Consider the following 25092-nt stretch of genomic DNA (forward strand, 5'->3'; position numbering starts at 1 on the left):
TCGAGTCCTACAAGGTCCATTGTGACGTTGTTTATAGTTTTATTTTTATCATGGAGGATTACCCAAGTCCGGCTGAAGGGAACGGTCTTGAAAACCGTCAGGCGGGTAAAACCGTGCAAGGGTTCGAATCCCTTATCCTCCTTTCTTAGGAATCAATTTTCCTTAGTCTAATTATCGCGGGGTGGAGCAGTCAGGTAGCTCGTCGGGCTCATAACCCGAAGGTCGTAGGTTCAAATCCTGCCCCCGCAATTGCTTTTGATTTCAAAAGCACATAAAAAGAAAAGTATGGTTTGGTAGTTCAGCTGGTTAGAATGCCTGCCTGTCACGCAGGAGGTCGCGGGTTCGAGTCCCGTCCAGACCGCCATGCGGGTGTAGTTTAGTGGTAAAACCACAGCCTTCCAAGCTGTTGTCGCGAGTTCGATTCTCGTCACCCGCTTTTCTTTTTGGGCCTATAGCTCAGCTGGTTAGAGCGCACGCCTGATAAGCGTGAGGTCGATGGTTCGAGTCCATTTAGGCCCATAATTTTATAAAATGGCCCGTTGGTCAAGCGGTTAAGACACCGCCCTTTCACGGCGGTAACACGGGTTCGAGTCCCGTACGGGTCATAGTTTTGTTACGGAGGATTACCCAAGTCCGGCTGAAGGGAACGGTCTTGAAAACCGTCAGGCGGGTAAAACCGTGCAAGGGTTCGAATCCCTTATCCTCCTTTCTTAGGAATCAATTTTCCTTGGTCTAATTATCGCGGGGTGGAGCAGTCAGGTAGCTCGTCGGGCTCATAACCCGAAGGTCGTAGGTTCAAATCCTGCCCCCGCAATTGCTTTTATTTTTTAAAGCATACATTTGCATAAAGCAAAAACGAATTGGTTTGGTAGTTCAGCTGGTTAGAATGCCTGCCTGTCACGCAGGAGGTCGCGGGTTCGAGTCCCGTCCAGACCGTTTTTGGCTCGGTAGCTCAGTTGGTAGAGCAATGGATTGAAGCTCCATGTGTCGGCAGTTCGATTCTGTCCCGCGCCATCCAAGAAAAATTTGCGGGTGTAGTTTAGTGGTAAAACCACAGCCTTCCAAGCTGTTGTCGCGAGTTCGATTCTCGTCACCCGCTTTTTTCTTATTTGGGGCCTATAGCTCAGCTGGTTAGAGCGCACGCCTGATAAGCGTGAGGTCGATGGTTCGAGTCCATTTAGGCCCATTTATTTCTTGGGGAAGTACTCAAGTGGCTGAAGAGGCGCCCCTGCTAAGGGTGTAGGTCGGGAAACCGGCGCGAGGGTTCAAATCCCTCCTTCTCCGTTTTTTCTTTTTAATGGCCCGTTGGTCAAGCGGTTAAGACACCGCCCTTTCACGGCGGTAACACGGGTTCGAGTCCCGTACGGGTCATAGTGAAGCATACAAACATTGTTTGTATGCTTTTTTTATTTTTATTACAAAAAAATGTCGTTGAAAGCGTTGACATTTGTTGTAAATATGTTATTCTTTGGATGTAGGGATAAGTAAATAGATGGATAGTGATTGTTTAAAGACAAGCTAAACCTAATTTTTTCATGAAGCGACAGATGTGTCGTTCTTTTTGAAGAAATTGGGTTTTTCTTTTTTCAACGAAACACAAAGGAGGTGGGGCATTGATTATTCACAAAATTTTGAACAATAATGTGGTTATTACATTAGATGATGATAAACGAGAGCAAATTGTTATGGGCAAAGGAATTGCTTTTAAGAAACGCATTGGGGATTGGGTTCCTGATGAAAGTATCGATCAAGTTTTTTATTTAGCCAATCAAGAAACATCACTTAAGTTTCAAGAATTGTTAGGAAATATTCCTTTAGAGATGATGAAACTCTCGGATGACATTATTGTTTATGCAAAATCAACGTTGAAAAAGAGTTTGAATGATACCATTTATATTTCTCTGACGGATCATTTGTACACAGCTTTAGAAAGAAAAAAACAAGGAATTGCAATTAAGAATTTATTATTATGGGATATTAAACGTTTTTTTCCTGAAGAGTACGAAGTAGGAGTAAATGCTTTAAAAATGGTACAAAAGCGCGTAGGAATGGAATTGTCAACGGATGAGGCAGGTTTTATCGCATTGCACTTGGTGAATGCGGAGATGGAGGAAGAAGTCGGTAATATTTACGAATTGACAAAGTTGATGCAAGAGATTACAAATATCGTCAAATACTATTTTAAGGTAAGTTTTGATGAAGACTCTGTTTACTTTTATCGATTTAGCACACATTTAAAATTTTTCTGTTATCGCTTATTACACCAACGTGAAGTTGTCGAAAATGATGATGAAGAACTGTATGCGGTAATTAAAAAGAAATATCTCAACGCCTATCGTTGCGTGGAAAAGATCAGCTTGTATTTAAATGAGAACTATGACTATCAAGTTTCAAATGAAGAACGCTTGTACCTAACGATTCACATTGCACGAATTGTACAAACAACGGAACATTAAACGCACCACTTTGGATAGTGACATTCAGTTGGCTAAACCTTCAAATGAAAATAAATTTTTGGAGGAAAAAAAGATGGGAAAATATCATGAACTAGCAGAAAAAATTGTAAAAAATGTCGGTGGGCAAGAGAATATTAATAGTTTGACACATTGTATCACACGTCTTCGCTTCAAATTAAAAGATGAGAGTCAAGCGAATGATGATGTCTTAAAAAATATGGACGGTGTGGTAACTGTTATGAAAAGCGGTGGACAATACCAAGTCGTTATTGGAAATCATGTCCCAGCCGTTTATGAAGAAGTAGTTAGTATTGCAGGCTTGTCAGGAGAACGTGAAGAAGAAGCTTCTAGTGGGAATTTATTTGATCGCTTAATAGATATTTTAAGTGGTTGTTTCCAACCCTTTTTAGGGGCGTTAGCAGCGGCTGGGATGGTCAAAGGGTTAAATGCCTTATTGGTTTTCTTAAAGCTCTATACGGCTACGTCAGGGACTTATACCATGTTAAATGGGATTGGCGATGCAATTTTCTACTTTATGCCAGTTATTTTAGGTTATACAGCAGCTAAAAAATTCCGGTTGCATCCAATGGTAGGGATCGTGATTGGCGCAGCTTTATGTTACCCAACGATTCAAGGAAGTGCATTACAAACGGCCTTTGAAACAACAGCGGGTGCGGGAGCCGCAGCACCGTATAATTTATTCGGTTTACCTGCCTATAATACCTTTATGGGGATCCCTTGGGTCGGTGCGAACTATACAAGTAGTGTCGTACCAATCATCTTCATTATTGCTTTTGCGGCACAAGTTCAAAAAGTGTTTAAACGGATTATTCCAGAAGTTGTTCAAACGTTCTTAGTACCGTTTTTCGTCTTGTTGATTGCCTTACCAATTGGTTTCTTAGTAATTGGGCCAATCGTTAGCATGCTAACGGATTTATTAAGCGCTGGCTTTACAGCATTAATGAGTTTCTCACCAGCTTTGTATGGTTTGATTCTTGGTTTCTTCTGGCAAGTCTTAGTTATTTTTGGTTTACATTGGAGCGTTGTGCCATTAGCTATTATGCAAGTGACACAAGAAGGTTCAAGCCAAGTATTAACGGGATCATTTGCAGCTAGTTTTGCGCAAACAGCGGTTGTTTTAGCGATGTTCTTCAAATTGAAAGATAAAAAGTTAAAAGCTTTGTGTCCGCCAGCAATTATCTCTGGTATTTTTGGTGTAACAGAGCCAGCAATTTATGGAATCACTTTACCGAAAAAATGGCCATTTATTTATTCAATGATTGGTGGCGCTGTCGGTGGTTTATATTTGATGATCAATAATGTGACAGCATATACAATGGGTGGTTTAGGAATTTTCGGTGTGCTAAACTTTATCAATGGTGATGATGCAAGTGGGATGATTCAGTCCTTTATTGCAATTGCCATTGCAGCGCTCGTTGGTTTTGGTCTAACATTCTTCTTCTGGAAAGACAATACAGTTGAGGAAGAAGAAGTGATTATTGATAAAACAACGATTAAAAAAGAAAATATTACAAGTCCAGTCAAAGGACGAGTGTTATCTTTAAAAAATGCAGAGGATCCTGCTTTTGCAAATGGAGCTTTAGGAAATGGGGTCGTGATTGAACCAACGGAAGGTAAAGTGGTTGCACCCTTTGATGGAACGATTGTCACACTATTCCCAACAAAACATGCATTAGGTTTGATTTCAGATAACGGCACAGAATTATTGATTCATATTGGGATTGATACAGTTCAATTAGAAGGTGAAGGCTTTGAAGCTTTTGTAAAACAAGGTGACCACGTGAAAAAAGGTCAAACATTAGTAACCTTTGATTTAGAAGGAATTAAAAAAGCTGGGTTTAGTACACAAATCCCAATCGTTGTGACGAATACAGCGGATTATTTAGATATTTTGGAAGTCGGCAGTAATGAAGTTTCAACAAGCGATGATTTGCTGACCGCTTTAATATAAAAAGATGTGGAGGAAGAGAATTTATGGCATTTAGAAAAGACTTTTTATGGGGTGGCGCAACAGCAGCCAATCAATGTGAAGGTGGCTATAACGAAGGTGGACGCGGTCTGGCAAACGTCGATTTAGCGCCAACTGGTCCAGATCGTTTTCCAGTAATCACTGGTGAAAAGAAAATGTTTAACTTTGATGAGGAACATTTCTATCCTGCACAAGAGGCGATTGATATGTATCATCGCTATAAAGAAGATATCGCCTTGTTTGGTGAAATGGGTTTTAAAACATACCGTTTATCCATTGCTTGGAGTCGAATTTTTCCAATGGGAGATGAAACAGAGCCGAATGAAGAAGGCTTGAAGTTCTATGAAGACTTATTCAAAGAATGTCATAAATATGGGATTGAGCCACTAGTAACGATTACACACTTTGACTGTCCAATGCACTTAGTGGAAGAATATGGCGCTTGGCGTAGTCGTAAGTTAGTAGGTTTCTATGAAAATCTTTGCCGTGTAATTTTCAACCGATATAAAGGATTAGTCAAGTATTGGTTAACATTTAACGAAATTAATATGATTTTACATGCACCATTTATGGGAGCAGGTCTATACTTTGAAGAAGGCGAAAACAAAGAACAAGTGAAATACCAAGCGGCCCATCATGAACTACTAGCAAGTGCAATTGCGACAAAAATTGCTCATGAGGTAGATCCTGAAAACCAAGTAGGTTGTATGTTAGCGGCTGGTTCCAACTACGCTTATACTTGCAAACCAGAAGATGTTTTCGCTGCTCGACAAGCAGATCGTGAAAATTATTTCTTTATTGATGTCCAATCACGTGGGGAATACCCTGCGTATGCTTTAAAAGAAATGGCACGTAAAGGTATTCAAATTGAAATGGAAGAAGGCGACGAAGAACTTTTAAAAGAACATACGGTGGACTTCATTTCGTTCTCTTATTATTCTTCTCGTGTCACATCAACAGATCCAGAAATTAATGAACAAACAGCTGGTAACATCTTTGCCTCTGTGAAAAATCCTTATTTAAAAGCCAGTGAATGGGGTTGGCAAATTGATCCGCTTGGTTTGAGAATTACGATGAATGATTTATATGATCGTTATCAAAAACCACTATTCATTGTTGAAAATGGCTTAGGAGCGGTAGACACACCAGACGAAAATGGTTATGTAGTCGATGATTATCGTATCGATTATTTGGCGGCGCATATTCAAGCGATGAAAGATGCCGTTGAACAAGATGGTGTCGACTTGTTAGGCTATACGACTTGGGGCTGTATTGATTTAGTATCAGCTGGAACTGGTGAAATGAAAAAACGCTATGGCTTTATCTATGTGGATCGCGATAACGAAGGAAATGGTACGTTAAAACGAAGCAAGAAAAAATCGTTTGATTGGTACAAAAAAGTAATCGCAACAAATGGTGAAGATTTAAGTAATTAATAAAATTAGCAACTATTAAAGGGCGTTTGACGTTGGCAGAAAAAACAAGGACTCTTCTGCCAGCCTCAATTCCCTTGATGGTTTCTTTGTTATGCCTAAAAACAGAGGGAAAGAGGGATTTTATGGGATTTCCAGAAAATTTTTTATGGGGCGGCGCAACAGCTGCTAACCAATATGAAGGTGGCTACCTTTCAGGAGGCAAAGGTCTGAGTACATTAGATGCAATTACTGGTGGTAGTCAAACAGAACCGCGACGGATTACGTATTTAACTAAAGAGGGCCAAAAAGCTTCGTGTACGCGCGATCAAGCATTGCCCGAAGGAGCGATTGGCTATATCGATGAAGAGTTATACTATCCTAGCCATGTAGCGACGGACTTTTACCATCATTACGAAGAAGATATCGCCTTATTTGCAGAAATGGGTTTCAAATGTTTTCGGCTGTCTATCGCCTGGAGCCGGATTTGCCCAAATGGAACAAAAGAGATTAATGAAGAAGGCTTAGCCTTTTATGATAAAGTTTTTGATACTTTGCTGCGCCATGGAATTGAGCCTGTTGTGACGATTAACCATTTTGATATTCCGATGTATTTGGCCGATGAATATGATGGTTGGAAAAATCGTGAAGTGATTGATTTCTTTGTTTTCTTTTGCGAAACCATTTTTACACGTTACCAGGATAAAGTGAAGTATTGGATGACTTTTAATGAAATTAATTTTTTAAGAAGTTGGACGCAAATTGGGATTCACAATAATGATAAACAAAGTAAATATCAAGCGGCACATCATCTATTTGTAGCAAGTGCGAAAGCAGTTGAATTAGGACATTCCATCAATCCAGATTTCCAGATTGGTATGATGGTGGCTTATATCCCAAGTTATCCTTTGTCCTGCAAACCTGAGGACGTGATGGCAGCTGTTCAATTTAACCGAGAGCAAGAATTTTATATGGATGTCCAGGCTAAGGGATATTATCCAGCGCATAAGCTCAAAGAATTTGAGCGTGAAGGAATGACAATTCAAATGGAGTCAGAGGATTTAGCGATTATTCAAAAAGGAACAGTTGATTATATCGGGTTTAGTTATTATATGTCGACCGTTTCGACTGCTTATCCCGAAGAAGTAAAATATGTCGGAGGCAACCAAATGCCTGCGGTTAAAAATCCTTATTTGCAAGAATCTGAATGGGGCTGGGCTGTCGATCCTTTAGGGTTAAGAATTTCATTGTGTCAGTTGTCAGATCGTTACAATATGCCATTGTTTGTGGTTGAAAACGGGTTTGGCGCGGTGGACACATTGCAAGAGGATGGCTCGATTGTCGACGATTACCGCATTGATTATTTTAAACAACATATTGAAGCCATGAGAACCGCAGTAGAAGAAGACGGGGTTAACTTAATTGGTTATACGCCATGGGGTTGTATTGACTTAGTTTCAGCAGGGACTGGCGAAATGAAAAAACGTTACGGATTTATCTATGTAGACATGGATGACGAAGGTCAGGGAACCTTGAAACGAACTAAGAAAAAATCATTTAATTGGTACAAACAAGTTATCGCTAGTAATGGTGAAAACTTAACAACTGAGTAGAAAATGAGGGGAAATAAAAAATGAAAAAACGATTGACGATTGTGGGGATGCTTTTTCTGGCCATTTTAGTAATGGTTGGTTGTGGTAAAAATCAGCAAGCAACGACAAAAGAAAAAGAGACAAAACCTGAAGAACTAACTCTTTACATTGTGCGCCATGGAAAAACCATGTTAAATACGACGGACCGCGTACAAGGATGGTCAGATGCGGTCTTAACACCAGAAGGTGAAAAAGTTGTGACCGCAACTGGGATTGGTTTGAAAGATGTTGCCTTTCAAAATGCATATAGTAGTGATAGTGGCCGCGCCTTGCAAACTGCTCAACTTATTTTAGATCAAAATAAAGCAGGCAAAGACCTTGAAGTCGTGCGTGACCCAGATTTACGTGAATTTAATTTTGGTAGCTATGAAGGGGATTTAAACAAGACAATGTGGCAGGATATTGCTGATGATCAAGGTGTTTCCTTAGAAGAATTTATGAAAAACATGACCCCTGAATCTTTTGCCAACAGTGTAGCTAAACTGGATCAACAGCGCGAGGAAAGCAAGAATAACTGGCCTGCAGAAGACTATGCTACAATTACCAAACGTTTGAAAAAAGGCTTAGATAAAATTGTTGCCACAGAATCAGCCAATCCCGGAAATGGCAATGTTTTAGTGGTCTCTCATGGCTTGAGTATTTCAGCGTTGTTAGCAACTTTATTTGATGATTTTAAAGTCCCAGAAGGCGGTTTGAAGAATGCTAGTGTTACAACGATTCATTACAAAAATGGCGAGTATACTTTGGATAAAGTCAATGATGTCAGCTACTTAGAAGCAGGCAAAAAAGAATCAAAATAATCTAAGGCGTCGAGAAACAGTTTATTTAGGAGTTGGTGGAGCAAGAAAAGGGTTGCTCCACCAACTCCTATTGTTGTGTTCTTTTTTTATTAAAGGTAGAATCAGAAAGAAGAATTTTTTCATTGGGAGGAAATGAGATGAAAAATAGAACAAAATCACGCTGGAAAAAAATTGTCCTAGGACTCGGGCTTTTTTTAGTAATCTTAGTCATCGGCCTGACTATTTTTATTAAAAATAGTACGTATCAAGCGACCGATTCGGCCTTAAAAATAAGTCAAAGTGCCACGCAAGAAAAAAACTATGATTATTACACAAACGGGCAAAAAAATGATACAGCACTGATTTTTTATCCAGGTGCATTGGTTGTGCCAGCTAGTTATAGTGAATGGGCGCAAGAAGTTGCTACGAAAGGTTACGATGTCTATGTTGTTCATTTTCCTTTGAATTTAGCGGTTCTTGCACCAAATGCTGCAGAACAAATTATAAAGGATCATCCACAACAAAACTTCGTTTTGGCTGGGCATTCTCTGGGTGGTGTGATGGCTAGTCGTTTTGTAGCGGAAAATGAGCAACGAATCAAAGGCATGATTTATTTAGCCAGCTATCCTGACGAAAAAGGTGCACTAAACAAGCAAAATCTGCCGGTTCTGTCAATAACAGCCACAAACGATGGTGTTTTAAATTGGACTAGCTACCAAAAAGCCAAACAGTTTTTGCCAAAAGATACGCAGTATGTATCTATCAAAGGTGGTAACCATGCAGGGTTTGGTAATTACGGTGTCCAAAAAGGAGACAACAAAGCGACAATTTCTAACGAGCAACAGCAAACAGAAATCAGTCAATTGATTGTAGCGTGGCTACAATCACGCCCCAATAAATAATCCGATGAGCCGAAATGTTATTTTTTCGGCTCATTTTTACTGCGATAAACAGAGGGGGTTACGCCTGTTTCTTTTTTAAAAGTGGTGGCAAAATATGCTGCGGTTTGGAAGCCAACTTTTTTCGCGATTTGTTGAATCGTAAGGGGTGAATGGAGAAGCAATTCTTGGGCTTGCCTAATTCGGACACTTGTTAAATAAGCTAACGGGGTTTGTTTCGCCTGTTCCTTAAAGGTTCGCTGCAAATGAAAGGGACTACCGTGGCAGGCTTGCGCTAAATAGTCTAAACTTAATGGTTCCGCTGAATGCCGATCAATAAATTGCTTAATTTGAGCAACCCATTCCTCATTAGGAACGACTTGCCCGGTTGGTTGACATCTTTTACATGGACGAAAACCAAGTGTTAAAGCTTCCTGAGCCGTTTTGAAAATCAGAACGTGGTTCTTATTGGGCACACGGGAAGGGCACGAAGGACGACAAAAAATTTTAGTTGTGGTCACACCATAAAAAAAATCACCATCAAATTGCGTATTATTATTTTGAATGGCTTCCCAACGTTTCTGAGTAAGTCGATACGTTATTTTCATTGTAAGCACACCTCCCATTTTCTTCATTGTAAAAGAATCCCTAATAAAAACAAGTAAAAAGTGATGGGAGCGCAAGATTTTGAAAGCCAAAAGAATTATAATGAAGATAAGAAAACACGAGAAAGAAGTGTAGACATATGGCAAAAAAGATTTATTATGCGCAACAAGAATGGCAGAACGATCACTATTATCTTGGTGTGACAGACGCTGGACTAGCTTTTGTAGGTTCAGCCAATCAATCGATAGAAGAGCTGAAAAACTGGTACCCTCAAGCACAATTAGAAGCTTCTGAAAAGAAAACTGCGCCTTATAAAGAAGCATTAATAAGTTATCTTAACCAAGATTCGACAACGTTTGCTTGTCCCATAGACATCGAAGGAACGCCCTTTCAAAAAGAAGTTTGGCAGGCATTGCAAGAAATCCCATATGGTGAGACAATGACCTATCAAGAAATTTCAGAAAAAATTGGGCGTCCACGTGCGGTTCGAGCAGTTGGCACAGCGATTGGGAAAAATCCTTTATTAATGGTCATCCCTTGTCATCGAGTCATCGGCAGCAAGGGACAATTAACCGGTTACCGTGGTGGTTTAGCAATGAAACAAGCATTATTAACATTTGAACAGTCTTAAAAGGAGGCGGCGATGAACAACTATCAATGGTATACAGAACAATGGGGAAAACCTACAAGAGAGGATGATTTGCTGTTTTTATTGTTGACGGTGGGTGTTTTTCAAGTTGGTTTAAGTTGGAAAGCAGCCGCAGGGAAAAAAGTAGCATTCATGAAAAATTTTTGCCAAATGAAGCCGGAAAAAGTTGCCGCGCTGTTGCCTGACGAAGTCGATCGAATAGTAGCTGATCCAGATATGATTCGCAATCGGCGCAAAATTGAAGCAACCATTAAAAATGCGCAAGCAATTTTAAAAGTACAAGAAGAATTTGGCAGTTTTGCCAATTATCTATGGCAATTTGTAAAAAACGTCCCCGTTTTATCTATTTATGAAGAAGCATACCAAGTCCCACGCACACAGCTTTTATCAGATAACGTAGCAAAAGACTTAAAAAAAAGAGGATTTTCTTTTGTAGGTCCGATTGTCACCAATATGTTTCTGAAAGCTAGCGGGATTATCCAAGTGGAAATTTTAAATCCAGAATAAAGGAGTGTTAGGATGTTTGAAAATGAATCTCTTAGTTTTGAAGAAAAAACAATTATTCAAGCAGCAGCGCGTTATGTTCAACAAGAATTAGCCAACGAAGCAAGTGGCCATGACTGGTGGCATATTTATCGAGTGACACAATTAGCAAAAACAATTGCAGAGAAAGAACAAGCAAATTTATTTTTATGTATATTAACAGCATTGTTACATGATATTGGCGATGAAAAATTTAACGAAAGTGAAGAGGCTGGCTTACTAAAGGTGCAACAATGGCTGGAAGCAAATAACGTATCAACAGAGCAAACGAATCACATCCTTTCTATTATTGCTAATATGTCCTTTAAAGGAGGAAATACTGGGAAAACAGTCACTACATTAGAAGGAAAAGTGGTCCAGGATGCGGATCGATTAGATGCCATCGGCGCGATTGGAATTGCACGGGTGATGGCTTATTCGGGAAATAAAGGCCGTTTAATTCACGATCCTCACAAACAACCTCGAGAACAGTTAACCCAAGAAGAATACCGGAATGGGGAAGATACTGCCATTATGCATTTTTATGAGAAACTTTTAAAGTTAAAGGAACAAATGAATACAAATTATGGTCGCTTATTGGCGGAAAAGCGTCATCAATTTATGGAACTTTATCTGGAGGAATTTTATCAAGAGTGGGACGGACACCGATAAATGAGGGCCAACTAAAACAGTCAGTACATTTCTTTTTGAATTTTAAGAGAACTCTTTTTTACAAATACCTCAGAAGTGGTAAAATGATGGATGAATAAACGGGTGGTTTATCTTAGTTTTACGTTACATATAGGAGGTAATTATGGAGACAAAAAAATCGAGTGGCATGTTTGCAGTTATTGCCGCACTGATTGCGAATATTTTAGTAGCGATTAGTAAATTTGTTGGTTTTGCTTTAAGTGGTAGTACCGCTATGATGAATGAAAGTATCCACAGTGTCGTAGATTGTAGTAACCAGGTGTTATTACTTTTTGGGAATAAGCGCGCTTCTCGTGGACAAAGTGCATTACATCAATTTGGAGAAGGCCGTGCAAAATACTTTTTTAGTACAATTGTTGCAACGATGCTCTTTTTTGGTGGGGGTGCGTTAGGCGTAATGGAGGCTATTCAGAAGTTACTGCATCCCTCTCACGAAGTAGAAAATGTGGCTATTGTCATTGGTATTTTAATTTTTGGTTTGCTTGTGGAAGGTAGCTCGTTGCGTGTAGCGATGAAAGAAATCAAAGAATTGAATACAGAGAAGTTATCGCTCTTAAAATTTTTGCGAGAAAGTCGTCACAGTGAAATTTTAATTATTTTTACGGAAGACTTTTGTGCGGTTATTGGTTTGTGTTTAGCTTTGGTGGGGACCCTTTTAACGATGGTAACTGGGATTGCTGCATTTGATGCTATCAGTGGTTTACTGATTGGTTTACTATTAATGTGTGCAGCCATTTTCTTAGCGAAAGAATTTTATAGTTTGATTATAGGCGAAAGTGTGACCGCTACAGATTTAGCAAAAATTAAAACCGCATTTGATCGGGCGGATGTTGAAAAACTAATTGATGTAAAGACCGTTCATTTAGGCCCAACTGAAATTTTAGTAGCGGCAAAAATTGATGTGGTAGAACCAATGGAAGAAGATGCACCTGATGTTGTGAATGCGATTGAACGAGACATTCGCAGTAAAATGCCTGATAAAAAAATCTATATCTATATTGAAGTTGACGATTATGATGTGAATTACGTTCGTAAATAACAAATGAAAGAATAACTTTAAAAAACAATATGGGGGAAGAAACGATGCAAGAGGCAATTATAACAAGTACAGTAGATTTAACCAGTGGTGGTTGCAACGCCTGTGGTTTAGTGGAAGATACCGTCTACACATTAGCAATGAATGGAGTGGACATTCCGTTAGATGGCTTGACAGTTGCTCATCTAGTTTCTGCTGTTGTTGCCAGAAATGGATTTAAACAGGAGCTGCAAATGGATATGCTAGATGACGAATATATCCTTTATCGAAAAGAAGACACAGCAGTAACCTTTAAAGAAACGTACAATCATTTAAGCTACGATAACGGTTCTGAAAAAATCCAATCTAAAAATAAACTGGAAGATTTACCAAAACTTTTTGAACAAGTCAATCAAATCCTAACAACTGTTTTTGGAATTGAAACTGTCAATTTTATTATAGAATAAAGTACAAAATAGAACAGAAATTGGACAATCAATGAGTGAAAGAGATTGTCCAATCTCTGTTTTTTAATGTATAAATAGAAAATAAAGACAAAAAATGATTAAGTTAAGTGAACGCCTTTATCGACATAAATGATGTCACCGACCACACCACTAGCTAGTTCACTGACTAAAAAGGCACAAGTGTTTCCGACTTCTTCAATGGTTACACCTGTTTTATCTGGTGTCCGCTCATTAGAAATACTAATCAATTGATCGTAGTCTTTTACACCAGTCACAGCCAATGTTTTAATCGCTCCTGCGGAGATTCCATTGACACGAATTTTATCTGCAGCTAATTCAAAAGCTAAATATTTCACGGCAGTTTCTAAAGAAGCTTTAGCAATCCCCATCATATTGTAGTTAGGAATCGCACGTTCGGAACCTAAATACGTCAATGTGACAATTCCTGAACCAGGATTTAACAAAGGTTTCGCATAATGAGTGACTGCTAAAAGAGAGTAGCTACTAATATCTTGTGCTAATAGGAAACCATCACGAGTGATGTCACTAACGTTTCCAGACAATTCTTCTTTTTTGGCAAAAGCAATCGCATGGACTAGTCCATCGATTGTGCCCACTTCGTTTTTGATTGTTTCAAAGGCTGCTTGAATGGACGCATCAGAAGCAACATCGCACTCCACCAACAAATCATTTTCATCTGCTAATTTAACCACTTGCTTTTTCATGCGTTCGTTTTGATACGTATAAATAACATTGGCCCCTTGATCTTTTAATGCTTTTGCACAGCCCCAAGCAATACTTTTTTTGTTGGCAACACCCATTACGACGACATTCTTATTTTGTAAAAACATATAAAATCTCCTTTAATAAAAAATTTTTGTTGATAGAATAGGCTTTTCTTCATCAAAATGTAAAAGTTACATTTATTGAGTTGACGAATAAAATTTCAACTGGTATTATCTGTGTGAGAATGATAACAAAATCTTCTCAATTTTCTAATCTTGAAAAAAACAGACATTTTTCCTGATGTCTGAATTATTAACCAAAATACTTTGAAAGTCAAACTATTTTTCTTATTTTTTAAGAAAAAGTGCTGGAAACCGCATGAAATAATAGTTTGATAATCAAAATAAACTCGGAGGTACAGTATGAAAAGAGTGGTCATAACCGGCATGGGAGCCGTAACACCATTAGGCAATACCGTAAAAGAATTTTGGCATAATCTAGTGGATGGCAAGCTAGGAATTGGCAAAATCACTAAATTTGATTCTGAAGATACTGGGGTGGCTTTGGCTGGTGAAGTGAAAGAGTTTGACCCAAGTGCTGTTTTAGAACGCAAAGAGCAAAAAAGAATGGACTTATTTTCTCAATATGGCTTGGTGGCTGCTTTAGAAGCGTGGGAAATGAGTGGTTTAACAGAAGCAACGATTGACCCGACTCGTTTAGGTGTGATTGTCGGTAGTGGGATCGGCGGGATGACTACCTTACAAGACCAAGTACGGGTAATGGATAAAAAAGGCGCAAAACGCGTAACACCATTTTTCGTGCCTATGGTAATTGCTAATATGGCAGCGGGAAATATTTCGATTCGTCTAGGTGCAAAAGGACCTTCTCAAACTATCGTGACTGCTTGTGCTTCTGCGACGAATGCGATTGGTGAAGCTTTTCGCACGATTAAATATGGTTTAGCGGACATGATGGTAACTGGTGGCACAGAAGCCACAGTATGTGAAATTGGGATTGCCGGTTTTGCGGCATTGAATGCTTTAAATACAACAGAAGATGCGACTCGGGCTTCGATTCCTTTTGATAAAGAACGAAAAGGTTTTGTGATGGGTGAAGGCGCAGGAATGCTGGTTTTAGAAGAACTCGAGCATGCACAGAAACGTGGCGCAACTATCTACGGCGAAATTGTTGGATATGGCAGCAACTGTGATGCTAGCCACATGACCGCTCCTTTAAAAGACGGTAGTGGCGCGGCGGCTGCGATGGAAATGGCGATTGCGGAAGCAGGGATTACGCCGGAACAAATTGGGTATATCAATGCTCATGGTACGTCAACCCCAGCGAATGACGCTGCGGAAACAACGGCCATCAAACGTGTCTTTGGTGAGCGAGCATCGCAAATTCCAATTTCAAGTACAAAGAGTATGACTGGACATTTATTGGGCGCGGCTGGCGGTATCGAAGCGATCGCTTGTGTGCAAACATTGCAAGAAGGAAAAGCTCATCCGACAGTAGGCTACCAAGTAGCTGATCCAGATTGTGATTTAGATTATGTCACAGAAGGTGCACGTGACATTACAGCGGACTATACAATTAGTAATTCGTTTGGCTTTGGTGGCCATAATGGTGTAATTTGCTTGAAGAAATGGGAGGAAAACTAGTATGAAAAAAGTAATGACTGCAACAGAAATTATGGAAATGATTCCTAATCGCTATCCGATTTGTTATATTGATTATGTGGATGAAATTATTCCAAATGAAAAGATTATTGCAACAAAAAATGTGACAATTAACGAAGAATTTTTCCAAGGACATTTCCCTGGAAATCCAACAATGCCAGGCGTTTTGATTATTGAAGCATTGGCACAAGTAGGTTCGATTTTAATCTTAAAAATGGATCAATTTGAAGGTGAAACGGCCTATATTGGCGGTATCAACAAGGCCAAATTCCGTCAAAAAGTGGTCCCTGGTGATGTCTTGAAATTACATTTTGAAATCGTCAAATTACGTGACTTTGTCGGCATCGGCAAAGCGACTGCTTACGTGGAAGATAAAAAGGTCTGCGAATGTGAATTGACGTTTATTGTGGGACGATAAGAATCAATCAATTTTGGATATGTTAGTTTCCCTAAGAAAAGGAATAAGTCATATTGGCTTATTCCTTTTTAAATTTATATAAATAACACTAACGCAAAAAAACATGCTATAATCATAAAAAGCTTATGTGAAGGTGGTAAGCTTATGAGTAAAACAATTTACAGGAGGGTTTTTCTTTTGGATATTTCAGTAGAGTTTTCGGGACATAAATTGGCGAATGTGTTAATGAACGCATCAGGCATTCATTGTATGACAATTAAGGAAATGGATGAGTTAGCGGCTTCTCAAGCAGGTGCTTTTGTCGCTAAGACGGCAACACCTAATCCTCGTCAGGGCAATGAGGAGCCTCGGTATTTTGATACACCATTAGGAAGTATTAACTCAATGGGCTTGCCTAATTTAGGGATTGATTATTATTTAGATTATCAGATTGCACGTCAAAAGGAATTTCCTGAGGAGTTACGCTTTTTATCTGTATCTGGTATGAATTATGAGGAAAATATCGCTATTTTAAAAAAAGTGCAAGAAAGTGAATACACAGGAGTGACAGAATTTAATTTGTCTTGTCCCAATTTACCTGGTAAACCGCAAATTGCTTATGATTTTGAATTAACAGAAAAGCTTTTAACAGAAGTTTTTCAATTTTTTACTAAACCATTAGGTGTAAAATTACCCCCATTTTTTGATATTGCACATTTTGACGCAATGGCTGAAATTTTAAATAAATTCCCTTTAGTATACGTGAATAGTATTAATAGCATCGGTAATGGTTTATATATTGACAGTGACAAGGAAGAAGTGGTCATTAAACCAAAAGGAGGCTTCGGTGGACTGGGCGGCGAATATGTCAAACCAACAGCGTTAGCCAATGTTCGTGCGTTTGCGCAACGTTTGAAACCAGAAATCAAAATTATTGGAACGGGCGGTATTACATGCGGAAAGGATGTTTTTGAGCATCTTTTATGTGGTGCGACATTAGTACAAGTTGGCACACAATTGCATCAAGAAGGTCCACAAGTTTTTGAGCGTCTAGCCAAAGAATTACAAGAAATCATGGCAGCAAAAGGTTATGAAAGTATTGAAGAATTTCGTGGGAAATTGAAAGAGATGTAACAAAAAAACGTCAAGAAAATTTCTTGACGGTTTTTTTGTTATTTCACAGCCTTAACATTTTCCATAAAGGCTTCCAAATATTCAGGTTGTGTTAATTGTTGGTTACAGGTGTCGCTATCATGGCAAATGTAATTGCCTTTTTTCGTGTAGGTTCCGTCACCGCCTGATTTGGTGGTAGCTAGGAACATAGACACATTCGTGATTGTTTGACAGATGGAGCAAACACCTTTAACAATGGTGGGTGAAAGGGTGCCGTGGACGCCGATTAATTTATTTTCTCGATAAGCTAAGATAAATTTTTTCTGAGTCCCAGCGTCGTTCCAACCGACATAGGTATTGTTCCGTAAATCCATGTTTTCCCACTCAGGAATCTTTAACTTTTTCACTTTGCGAAAGACTTTCGTGACTTGTGGTGTTGAAGGTTCTTTAAAGGGCAGCACGGTTTCTTTTAATTCATCTAAATATTTTTCAGCACGTGCGCGTGTTAAACGACGATCCATCACTTTGTCCAACAAAATCGTAACAGCAGGGTGTTCTTCTGGAAATAACCCATTGATTTTTTCGGCACATAGGGCCTGGACAGTTTTGACAGTGGTAGCATCGTTGACAGACGTATAGGTGTTTAGTAACACAGCGACTTGTTCTTTAATTATGTTAAATTGGTAAGGTTGAATAGTTGGGTTCATGATTTTAAATTCCTTTCAAATAGACCGAATACATACGCTGAAAGGCAATTTGTCTCACCAACGTATGTTTAGTGACAGACAACCTCATGTGTTTTTGATAAAGATAGCGTTTGACGTATCATATCATCACCCCCTTTAATGATTGATTTTTTCTATGTAAAAAGTGAAAATAATTGATGAAAGCTTGGTAATTCTAACGCAATTCAAGAAAAAAGGCAAGTTAAACTCGTTTTATTTCCCAATTCAATGTCTGGGGAGTGATAAACTTCTAAAAAAGATACGTGATTTCCTAGATTAATCCTAGGTTATTTGCTACAATAATGAAGAATTAACCAGAGAAAAGGAGAAATTACAATGATTGCAGCAAGCGATTTAAAAGCCGGTATGACTTTTGAGCAAGACGGCAAATTAATTAAAGTAATGGAAGCTAGCCACCACAAACCAGGTAAAGGTAACACGGTTATGCGTATGAAATTAAAAGATGTTCGTACGGGTTCAACAACAGATACAACAATGCGCCCAGATGAAAAAGTGAAAAAAGCGCACATCGATACAAAACCAGTTCAATATTTATACAGTCAAGATGATATGGCTATTTTCATGGATTTAGAAACATATGAACAATATGAAGTACCAACTGCTTTAATTGAAGAAGAACTAAAATATTTATTAGAAAATATGGAAGTAAAAATTCAATTTTATGGTGAAGAAGTCATTGGTTTAACTTTACCAACAACGGTAATCTTACGTGTTGCTGAAACGCAACCTTCAATCAAAGGCGCAACAGTAACTGGTTCTGGTAAACCTGCTACAATGGAAACAGGATTAGTTGTTAACGTTCCAGATTTTGTTGAAGCAGACGAATTATTAGAAATTAATACTGCGGAAGGTACGTATTTAAAACGTGCTAAATAAGTAGCAGAAAAACAGAAGGCTAGCCTTCTGTTTTTTTTTGGTCTATTAATTCTTTTACCTATAAGAAAACCATTGGTGTGATAGGAAATAGCAATCGTTAGAATCGTTGACACTAGAAAATGGGAAATGGTATAGTTTGGTCAACACATGACGAAGGAGGAAATCAACCATGACGAAAAAACAAGCTAGCTTTTTTTTAGAAACGGAAAGCTGTTGTTGTATGGTGCAAAATAGTGCAGCATACTCTTTTGTGATGGGGAAAACCTCCGTTATTTCTGAAAAATTGCCTAACACGATTCCTCTCTGAATCTAGACAACCAGAAATAAACAAAAAAGGTGCTGATGCGATCAGCACCTTTTTGTTTTATGTACATGTATTAGAAGGAGGAATTCACTATGATTGTTCAGTCAATTTTAGACACAATCGGAGCAACACCATTATTTGAATTTACAAGTGAACAATATCCTATGCCAGAAGGCACTAAAATTTATGCGAAACTAGAATATTTGAATCCAGGTGGCAGTGTCAAAGATCGGCTTGGTGTGCATCTTCTCAAAGAAGCAATGAAAACGGGAAAGATAAATCAAGCCACAACAATTATTGAACCGACAGCGGGGAATACAGGGATTGGCCTGGCATTAGCTGCCAGTCAACTGGGCCTCAAGACAATCTTTGTTGTGCCAGAAAAATTTAGTCAGGAAAAACAACAGCTGATGCAAGCGTTAGGTGCTAAAATTGTCCCTTCGCCAACAGAGCAAGGGATTGTCGGAGCGATAACTAGTGCCAAAGACTTAGCCAAGGAAATTCCTAATAGTTACGTGCCGTTACAATTTGAAAATCCGGATAATCCTGCTGCTTACTACGAAGGATTAGGACCTGAAATTGTTCAAGACCTAGGCGGGAAGATTACTAGCTTTGTCGCAGGTTTAGGCAGTGGTGGAACATTTGCAGGTGTTGGCAGATATCTCAAAGAACAAAATAGTAAGACGCAATTATGGGGCGTGGAGCCAGAAGGTTCAATTTTAAATGGCGGACCTGCACACGGACATGAAATCGAAGGTATTGGCGTGGAGTTCGTGCCGCCTTTTCTTAAACAGATTCCTGTGGACGGCTTTTATACCATTTCAGACGAGGATGGTTTTTTCTGGGTCAAACAATTAGCCAAGAAAAGCGCTTTGCTGGTGGGAAGCTCCAGCGGCGCAGCGTTTGCGGCGGCATTAAGAGAGGCGCGCCGCTTACCAGCAGGTAGCACAATTGTAACTATTTTTCCTGACGGTAGTGACCGTTATTTATCAAAAAATATTTATTCTTAGGAGGAAAACTTTTATGAAATTCAATACCAAATTAATTCATGGCGGCATTAGTAAAGATACAACAACAGGTGCAGTGAGTGTTCCTATTTATCAAACGTCAACCTTTGAACAAAACGGCGTGGGCCAACCCAAAGAATATGAATATTCTCGTTCAGGTAATCCCACACGTCACGCGTTAGAAACCTTAATTGCTGAGTTAGAAGGTGGGAGCCATGGCTTTGCGTTTAGCTCAGGCTTAGCTGGTATCCATGCAATCATTTCTATGTTTGGACCCGAAGATCATATTTTATTAGGTGACGATGTCTATGGGGGCAGTTTCCGTTTATTGGACAAAGTATTTGTAGCAAATGGGTTAAGCTATACGATTGTAAACGCCAGCGACTTAGCAACAATTGAAGCCGCAATTCAGCCAAATACAAAAGCCTTGTTTTTGGAAACACCAAGTAATCCACTGTTAAAAATTACAGATATTGAAGCGGCGGCTAAGCTTGCTAAAAAACATCAGTTGTTAACTATTGTCGATAATACGTTTGCAACGCCTTATTTTCAACGGCCGTTAGCGTTAGGTGCTGATATTGTGGTTCACAGCGGGACAAAATATTTAGGGGGCCATAGTGATGTAGTTTCTGGTTTAGTCGTAACGAATCATCCAGAAAGCGCAGAAAAGATTGCCTTTTTACAAAATGCGATTGGCGCTGTTTTAGGACCACATGATAGTTGGTTGGTCCAACGTAGTATAAAAACATTAGGCGTCCGGATGGCAGCGCATGCCCAAAATGCTCAAAAAATCGCAGAATTTTTAGAAGCGCATCCAGCTGTAGCAACGGTGTATTATCCAGGACTAGCGAGTCATCCTGGTCACGAAATTGCGCAAAAACAGATGTCGGGATTTAGTGGCATGATTTCTTTTGAATTAGCCAAGGATGAGCAAGTCGTTCCTTTCGTAGAAGCGTTGGAAATTTTTACTTTAGCGGAAAGTTTAGGTGGCGTAGAAAGTTTAATTGAAGTACCTGCCATTATGACTCACGCATCTATTCCCAAGGAAAATCGTGAAGCCGTGGGAATTAAAGATGGACTCATTCGTTTATCTGTAGGAATTGAAGCAGTCGAAGATTTATTGGCTGATTTAGAAAAGGGATTACAAGCATAAACAAAAGGCCCTCGTCTTTAGACGAAGGCCTTTTGTTTATAATTCTTCTCCATTCGTAGCAATCACTTGTTGATACCAAGCAAACGATTTTTTCTTTCGCCGTTCCAACGTTCCGTGACCATCGTTGTCCTTATCTACATAAATGAAGCCATACCGTTTCTTCATTTCGCCTGTACTAGCGCTCACTAAATCGATGAATCCCCAAGGTGTATAGCCCATCAAATCAATGCCGTCATACGCAACGGCTTCTTTCATCATCTCGATATGTTCACGTAAATAAGCGATTCGGTAAGTGTCGTTAATCGTTCCGTCTGGTTCTAGCTCATCAATAGCACCAAAGCCATTTTCAACAATAAAGAGTGGTAATTCATACCGATCATTGAACCAATTCATTGCATAGCGTAAGCCCATAGGATCGATTTGCCAACCCCAATCAGATGTTGCTACATAAGGATTTCGCACCAAGTCTTTTGCTTCATTGTAGTCAAAAGTAGGGGCCTTTTCTGCACCTTTCACAGCAAACGACATGTAATAGCTAAAGCCAATATAATCAACACAGCCATTAGCCAAATCAGTTAAATCTTCTTCTGTGACATCTAATGAAATGTTTTTTCGTTTCAAATAGCATTGAATTGCACTTGGATAATGACCGCGGACATGAACATCGGTAAACCAATAACGTTTTTTCATTGCGCTAACACTCATCATCATATCCTCAGGATTACAAGAATAAGGATAAATAGGCACCATCGCAATCATACAGCCAATTTGGAAGTCGGGATTGATAGCGTGGCCAATTTTCACTGCACGTGCGCTAGCGACTAGTTCATAATGAGCAGCCTGATACATAATTGCTTCGCGGTCTTCTCCTTCCTGGTAAGCAATACCAGAGTTAGTAAAAGGTGCAAAATCTTCTTCATAATTGGCTTGGTTGTTAATTTCGTTAAAGGTCATCCAATATTTGACTTTTTTCTGGTAACGAGTGAAACAGACTTCAGCAAATTTGACAAAAAAATCAATGATCTGGCGATTGCGAAATCCGCCATATTTTGTGACTAAATGATAAGGCATTTCAAAGTGAGACAGTGTCACGACTGGCTCAATGCCATTTTTCAAACACTCGTCAAAAAGTGCATCATAAAAACGAAGACCTTCTTCATTGGGCGTTTCTTCATCTCCGTTAGGAAAAATTCGTGTCCAAGCAATAGAGGTTCGGAAACAATTTAAACCAAGTTCTTTGAATAGTTGAATATCTTCTTGATAGCGATGGTAAAAATCAATCGCTTCATGGTTAGGATAGTGTTCATCCGGTAAAACGCCTGCGGTAATTTTACGAGGGACGCCATGTGCACCAGCAGTCATTACATCCGCCACGCTCACCCCTTTACCGCCTTGGTCCCAGCCTCCTTCTAATTGATGAGCAGCGACAGCGCCGCCCCAAAGAAAATCATTTTTCAAAATTGACATATCGTTTCAGTCCTTTGTTCAAATTTTTATACGTTTTGTGCTTCGACTTTTTCAAGGGTTTCTTCAGTAATTGGTTGATTGGTTTCTTCTGCGTAATTAAGTGCATCCATTTTTTTAGCAAACGGTAAATAGATAAAGAAACTCATCGTTAGTACCACTACTTGAAGCAACGCTGCTTGCCAACCACCAACTAAAAGTCCAGAAATGATTGGAGGAGTAGTCCAGGGAACTTGTACCGCAGTAAAGAGAGGAACCAGTCCTGTGTACAAGGCAAAATATGTCACAACAGAAGAAACAATCGGTGTGATAATGAATGGCACAGCCATGATTGGGTTCATCACGATAGGTGTAGCAAAGACAATTGGCTCGTTAATATTGAAAACAGCTGGCCCAATTGAAAGCCGACCTAATTGCTTGAACTGAGCTGATTTGGCAAAGAAAACCATGAACACGACTAACCCGATTGTCATGCCCGCACCAGTGACCGTTAAAAATTGATCTAAAAATTGTTGTGTAACAATATGGCCGCCATTAGCCAGTGTTAAGTCTTTTCCTGATTTCAAAATTTCGGTGTTTTCTAAAGAGTTTGCTTGTAAAATAGGGCCCATGATACCGCCAACGATTGTTGACCCGTGAACACCAAAAAACCAAAAGAGCGGAATGACAAAACCTAATAGTAATGCGCCACCTAGTGAATCTGTGACTCCTTGAAGTGGTGATTGTAGCACTTCGTAAATAAAGTCAAAGAATGTCGTATTGAAGACTTTATCTAGAAGAATGAAAATTAGCATTGCACCAGTTACAATGACGCTGGCAGGAATTAACGCAGTAAAGGAATTGGCCACATTTTCTGGTACAGCTTCTGGTAATTTGATACGAATATCATGACGTAAAAACCAACTATATACAACGCCGACTAACAAACCAACAATAATAGCTGTAATCATCCCTTTGCCAGCTGTCCAATCTTTGTTGATGACATTGCCAACTACTGCGCCAGAAACCGCATCTTTGACTTCAGATGACATAAACAAAATGAAAACCACCATGGCAATCATACCCGCTGGGAGGCCTTCAAATCCCTCGCTTTTTACATACGAGTAGGCAATACCGATGACCGCAAATAACGACATAATCGCAAAAGATGCACCATATGCTTGATTGAAATAAACGGCCAGGCCACTTGCGTTAACCCATTCAGAAATAGCTGTAACTGGGAAATTCGCTAATAGAAGAAATACGGAACCAACAATGGTAAAAGGCATCGTGTAAAGCATCCCGTTCCGTAAGGCAGTAATTGCTTTGGTATTGACGAATTTTAGTACTGGAGGTAATAATTTCTCGTTAATCCATTCGTTCATAAAAATCTCTCCTTTGAAGAATAATATAAATGTAAATGTATCCGTTTACATATTTACTATATAAGCTTATTTGAAGAAAAAATAGACTTTTGCTTGAATGAGAAACATGTACCAAGAAAAAAACACAAAAGCTCATGCTGTTTTAGACAGCATGAGCTTTTGTGAAAAACAACTAGGAAGGTGTTTCATCTAGTTCCTTTAAAAGTTGACTTGCTTGATGAGCTAGGAGTTCAATTAAAGCAATGACAGGGATTTGAGTGGTTGTATTGACTGATTTATCTGCAAATGGAGAACGTTCGTCGGGCATATAATAGGAGATGTTGTAGTCAGCCAAGCGGGCAATAGTTGAATGTTGATTGTTGGTAATGCTTAGCACTTTGGCGCCAGCTGTTTTAAAGTCGGTCATTTGTTTAATCATTTCATTGGTTTCCCCAGATACAGACAGAATCAAGGCTAATGTATTTTCAAATCCGCGCTTGGGGATAGGCGTAAAGGGGTCAGCAATACTGTAAGAATTGATATTTAAGTTGGCAAAATAACGACTGCCATAACTACCTAAAATTCCGCTGGTACCAATGCCAGTAAAGGCAACGTGACGTGCTTGAACAATCATTTGAATTGCTGGACGAAGCATTTCGTAATAGGTTTCTTGGTTTAATTTTTTCAAAAAAGCATCGACGTGAACCGTGGCATCATAAAAATTTTCAAACGTTTGTGTTTGTTTGGCTTCTTCTTTCACTGCATATTTTAATTCGGAAAAACCAGCATAGCCCATTTTGTTACAAAATCGTAGAATCGTTGAGGTGGAGACATGACAGGAAGTAGCCAGTTGGCGAATGGTCTGTTGAGGGATTTGGTGCAGGTGTTCCAATACATAATGGTAAACGAGCATTTCTAATTCATTCAAGGTCTGAACCTTCTCTAAATCAAACAAAGTAATCCTCCTTTATATAAAAACTGAATATGTTATTTTTTTGTGTAAATCAAATAAACCAATTCTTATTTTTCTTGAAAAAAATGTAAAATAACTCAATAAAAAGTTTCTTATTTCCTATTTTACAAAAAGTAGCCCAATTATCCTAGTTTTTCTCTTTTTTCTTTTAAAAATAACAATGCGCACCCCTAG

24 protein-coding genes and 15 tRNA genes (1 of these 39 only partly in view) are annotated in these 25092 nt (G+C 39.1%); 33 read left to right on the forward strand and 6 right to left on the reverse strand.

Annotated features, from left to right (window positions below):
• The 21 genes from IGJ52_RS01285 to IGJ52_RS01385 form a co-directional block, all read left to right on the forward strand.
• A tRNA-Ile gene (locus IGJ52_RS01285) sits at window positions 1-19 on the forward strand; it begins 55 nt to the left of the window's first position.
• Window positions 20-52: 33 nt separating this feature from the next.
• Window positions 53-142 (forward strand) — tRNA-Ser (locus IGJ52_RS01290).
• 33 nt (window positions 143-175) lie between these two features.
• Window positions 176-249, forward strand: a tRNA-Met gene (locus IGJ52_RS01295).
• A 38-nt stretch (window positions 250-287) separates the two neighbouring features.
• A tRNA-Asp gene (locus IGJ52_RS01300) sits at window positions 288-364 on the forward strand.
• A gap of 1 nt (window position 365) precedes the next feature.
• Window positions 366-436 (forward strand) — tRNA-Gly (locus IGJ52_RS01305).
• A gap of 9 nt (window positions 437-445) precedes the next feature.
• Window positions 446-519, forward strand: a tRNA-Ile gene (locus IGJ52_RS01310).
• Between the two features lie 14 nt (window positions 520-533).
• Window positions 534-605: transfer RNA gene (locus IGJ52_RS01315), tRNA-Glu, on the forward strand.
• A 12-nt stretch (window positions 606-617) separates the two neighbouring features.
• Window positions 618-707, forward strand: a tRNA-Ser gene (locus IGJ52_RS01320).
• A 33-nt stretch (window positions 708-740) separates the two neighbouring features.
• Window positions 741-814 (forward strand) — tRNA-Met (locus IGJ52_RS01325).
• Window positions 815-862: 48 nt separating this feature from the next.
• Window positions 863-936: transfer RNA gene (locus tag IGJ52_RS01330), tRNA-Asp, on the forward strand.
• Between the two features lie 5 nt (window positions 937-941).
• Window positions 942-1014: transfer RNA gene (locus IGJ52_RS01335), tRNA-Phe, on the forward strand.
• Window positions 1015-1028: 14 nt separating this feature from the next.
• Window positions 1029-1099: transfer RNA gene (locus IGJ52_RS01340), tRNA-Gly, on the forward strand.
• A 13-nt stretch (window positions 1100-1112) separates the two neighbouring features.
• A tRNA-Ile gene (locus IGJ52_RS01345) sits at window positions 1113-1186 on the forward strand.
• 10 nt (window positions 1187-1196) lie between these two features.
• Window positions 1197-1284, forward strand: a tRNA-Ser gene (locus IGJ52_RS01350).
• Between the two features lie 15 nt (window positions 1285-1299).
• Window positions 1300-1371, forward strand: a tRNA-Glu gene (locus tag IGJ52_RS01355).
• A 242-nt stretch (window positions 1372-1613) separates the two neighbouring features.
• Entirely contained in the window at window positions 1614-2456 is an 843-nt protein-coding gene (gene licT, locus IGJ52_RS01360) for a BglG family transcription antiterminator LicT (RefSeq protein ID WP_010816267.1), read from the forward strand.
• Window positions 2457-2529: 73 nt separating this feature from the next.
• Window positions 2530-4428, forward strand: coding sequence for a beta-glucoside-specific PTS transporter subunit IIABC (locus IGJ52_RS01365; RefSeq protein WP_438791838.1), 1899 nt, complete (start codon window positions 2530-2532; stop codon window positions 4426-4428).
• A 23-nt stretch (window positions 4429-4451) separates the two neighbouring features.
• The gene (locus IGJ52_RS01370; protein WP_002355183.1) at window positions 4452-5882 is read left to right on the forward strand and encodes a 6-phospho-beta-glucosidase; all 1431 of its coding nucleotides are present in this window, start codon (window positions 4452-4454) and stop codon (window positions 5880-5882) included.
• A gap of 122 nt (window positions 5883-6004) precedes the next feature.
• On the forward strand, window positions 6005-7471 hold the full coding sequence (locus IGJ52_RS01375) for a glycoside hydrolase family 1 protein (protein WP_002373156.1): 1467 nt from the start codon (window positions 6005-6007) through the stop codon (window positions 7469-7471).
• A 20-nt stretch (window positions 7472-7491) separates the two neighbouring features.
• On the forward strand, window positions 7492-8310 hold the full coding sequence (locus IGJ52_RS01380; protein ID WP_002419252.1) for a histidine phosphatase family protein: 819 nt from the start codon (window positions 7492-7494) through the stop codon (window positions 8308-8310).
• Window positions 8311-8447: 137 nt separating this feature from the next.
• Window positions 8448-9191: an alpha/beta hydrolase gene (locus IGJ52_RS01385; protein ID WP_113792760.1), complete on the forward strand. Its 744-nt coding sequence runs from the start codon at window positions 8448-8450 to the stop codon at window positions 9189-9191.
• 17 nt (window positions 9192-9208) lie between these two features.
• On the opposite strand, the gene IGJ52_RS01390 is transcribed toward IGJ52_RS01385, so the two are convergent.
• Window positions 9209-9802 carry a bifunctional transcriptional activator/DNA repair enzyme AdaA gene (locus tag IGJ52_RS01390; protein ID WP_438791839.1) on the reverse strand — a complete coding sequence of 198 codons (594 nt, stop codon included), beginning with the start codon at window positions 9800-9802 and terminating at the stop codon, window positions 9209-9211.
• A gap of 110 nt (window positions 9803-9912) precedes the next feature.
• Here IGJ52_RS01390 and IGJ52_RS01395 point away from each other — a divergent pair, with 110 nt between their 5' ends.
• From IGJ52_RS01395 to IGJ52_RS01415, 5 genes are all read left to right on the forward strand, one after another.
• Window positions 9913-10404 (forward strand): methylated-DNA--[protein]-cysteine S-methyltransferase, encoded by a 492-nt coding sequence (locus IGJ52_RS01395; protein ID WP_010821340.1) that lies wholly within the window; start codon window positions 9913-9915, stop codon window positions 10402-10404.
• A 12-nt stretch (window positions 10405-10416) separates the two neighbouring features.
• The gene (locus IGJ52_RS01400) at window positions 10417-10929 is read left to right on the forward strand and encodes a DNA-3-methyladenine glycosylase I (protein WP_002355189.1); all 513 of its coding nucleotides are present in this window, start codon (window positions 10417-10419) and stop codon (window positions 10927-10929) included.
• A gap of 12 nt (window positions 10930-10941) precedes the next feature.
• Entirely contained in the window at window positions 10942-11616 is a 675-nt protein-coding gene (locus IGJ52_RS01405; protein WP_086281429.1) for an HD domain-containing protein, read from the forward strand.
• A gap of 142 nt (window positions 11617-11758) precedes the next feature.
• Window positions 11759-12694 (forward strand): cation diffusion facilitator family transporter, encoded by a 936-nt coding sequence (locus IGJ52_RS01410; RefSeq protein WP_002355191.1) that lies wholly within the window; start codon window positions 11759-11761, stop codon window positions 12692-12694.
• A 29-nt stretch (window positions 12695-12723) separates the two neighbouring features.
• Window positions 12724-13137 carry a DUF4809 family protein gene (locus tag IGJ52_RS01415; protein WP_002389555.1) on the forward strand — a complete coding sequence of 138 codons (414 nt, stop codon included), beginning with the start codon at window positions 12724-12726 and terminating at the stop codon, window positions 13135-13137.
• A gap of 98 nt (window positions 13138-13235) precedes the next feature.
• Here the strand turns inward: IGJ52_RS01415 and fabI are convergent, their stop codons facing one another.
• Window positions 13236-13988 carry an enoyl-ACP reductase FabI gene (fabI, locus tag IGJ52_RS01420; protein ID WP_002358338.1) on the reverse strand — a complete coding sequence of 251 codons (753 nt, stop codon included), beginning with the start codon at window positions 13986-13988 and terminating at the stop codon, window positions 13236-13238.
• Window positions 13989-14285: 297 nt separating this feature from the next.
• Between fabI and fabF the strand changes: the two genes are divergently transcribed.
• The 3 genes from fabF (at window position 14286) to IGJ52_RS01435 (ending at window position 17073) form a co-directional block, all read left to right on the forward strand.
• Entirely contained in the window at window positions 14286-15524 is a 1239-nt protein-coding gene (gene fabF, locus IGJ52_RS01425) for a beta-ketoacyl-ACP synthase II (RefSeq protein ID WP_002358339.1), read from the forward strand.
• A gap of 1 nt (window position 15525) precedes the next feature.
• Window positions 15526-15960, forward strand: a complete 435-nt coding sequence (gene fabZ / locus IGJ52_RS01430) for a 3-hydroxyacyl-ACP dehydratase FabZ (protein WP_002355197.1) — start codon at window positions 15526-15528, stop codon at window positions 15958-15960.
• Window positions 15961-16104: 144 nt separating this feature from the next.
• A complete protein-coding gene (locus IGJ52_RS01435; RefSeq protein ID WP_002386045.1) occupies window positions 16105-17073 on the forward strand; it encodes a dihydroorotate oxidase in 969 nt (322 codons plus the stop codon).
• Window positions 17074-17111: 38 nt separating this feature from the next.
• Here IGJ52_RS01435 and IGJ52_RS01440 read toward each other — a convergent pair whose 3' ends face one another.
• Window positions 17112-17759, reverse strand: coding sequence for a FusB/FusC family EF-G-binding protein (locus tag IGJ52_RS01440; protein WP_002355200.1), 648 nt, complete (start codon window positions 17757-17759; stop codon window positions 17112-17114).
• 354 nt (window positions 17760-18113) lie between these two features.
• Between IGJ52_RS01440 and efp the strand changes: the two genes are divergently transcribed.
• The 4 genes from efp (at window position 18114) to IGJ52_RS01460 (ending at window position 21138) form a co-directional block, all read left to right on the forward strand.
• On the forward strand, window positions 18114-18674 hold the full coding sequence (efp, locus tag IGJ52_RS01445) for an elongation factor P (protein ID WP_002355202.1): 561 nt from the start codon (window positions 18114-18116) through the stop codon (window positions 18672-18674).
• 169 nt (window positions 18675-18843) lie between these two features.
• Window positions 18844-18981: a hypothetical protein gene (locus IGJ52_RS01450; protein ID WP_002419246.1), complete on the forward strand. Its 138-nt coding sequence runs from the start codon at window positions 18844-18846 to the stop codon at window positions 18979-18981.
• A gap of 89 nt (window positions 18982-19070) precedes the next feature.
• Window positions 19071-19988: a PLP-dependent cysteine synthase family protein gene (locus tag IGJ52_RS01455; RefSeq protein WP_002383912.1), complete on the forward strand. Its 918-nt coding sequence runs from the start codon at window positions 19071-19073 to the stop codon at window positions 19986-19988.
• A gap of 13 nt (window positions 19989-20001) precedes the next feature.
• Window positions 20002-21138 carry a cystathionine gamma-synthase gene (locus IGJ52_RS01460; protein ID WP_010816273.1) on the forward strand — a complete coding sequence of 379 codons (1137 nt, stop codon included), beginning with the start codon at window positions 20002-20004 and terminating at the stop codon, window positions 21136-21138.
• Window positions 21139-21174: 36 nt separating this feature from the next.
• Here IGJ52_RS01460 and genA read toward each other — a convergent pair whose 3' ends face one another.
• From genA to genR, 3 genes are all read right to left on the reverse strand, one after another.
• Window positions 21175-22605 carry a 6-phospho-beta-glucosidase GenA gene (gene genA / locus IGJ52_RS01465; RefSeq protein WP_438791840.1) on the reverse strand — a complete coding sequence of 477 codons (1431 nt, stop codon included), beginning with the start codon at window positions 22603-22605 and terminating at the stop codon, window positions 21175-21177.
• Between the two features lie 26 nt (window positions 22606-22631).
• Window positions 22632-23966, reverse strand: a complete 1335-nt coding sequence (gene genB / locus IGJ52_RS01470) for a PTS sugar transporter subunit IIC (RefSeq protein WP_002355207.1) — start codon at window positions 23964-23966, stop codon at window positions 22632-22634.
• A 172-nt stretch (window positions 23967-24138) separates the two neighbouring features.
• Window positions 24139-24900, reverse strand: a complete 762-nt coding sequence (gene genR / locus IGJ52_RS01475; RefSeq protein WP_002362941.1) for a transcriptional regulator GenR — start codon at window positions 24898-24900, stop codon at window positions 24139-24141.
• Window positions 24901-25092: the final 192 nt, after the last annotated feature.

The sequence above is a fragment of the Enterococcus sp. DIV1758 genome (assembly GCF_051711985.1).
In the GTDB taxonomy this organism is placed as follows: domain Bacteria; phylum Bacillota; class Bacilli; order Lactobacillales; family Enterococcaceae; genus Enterococcus; species Enterococcus faecalis.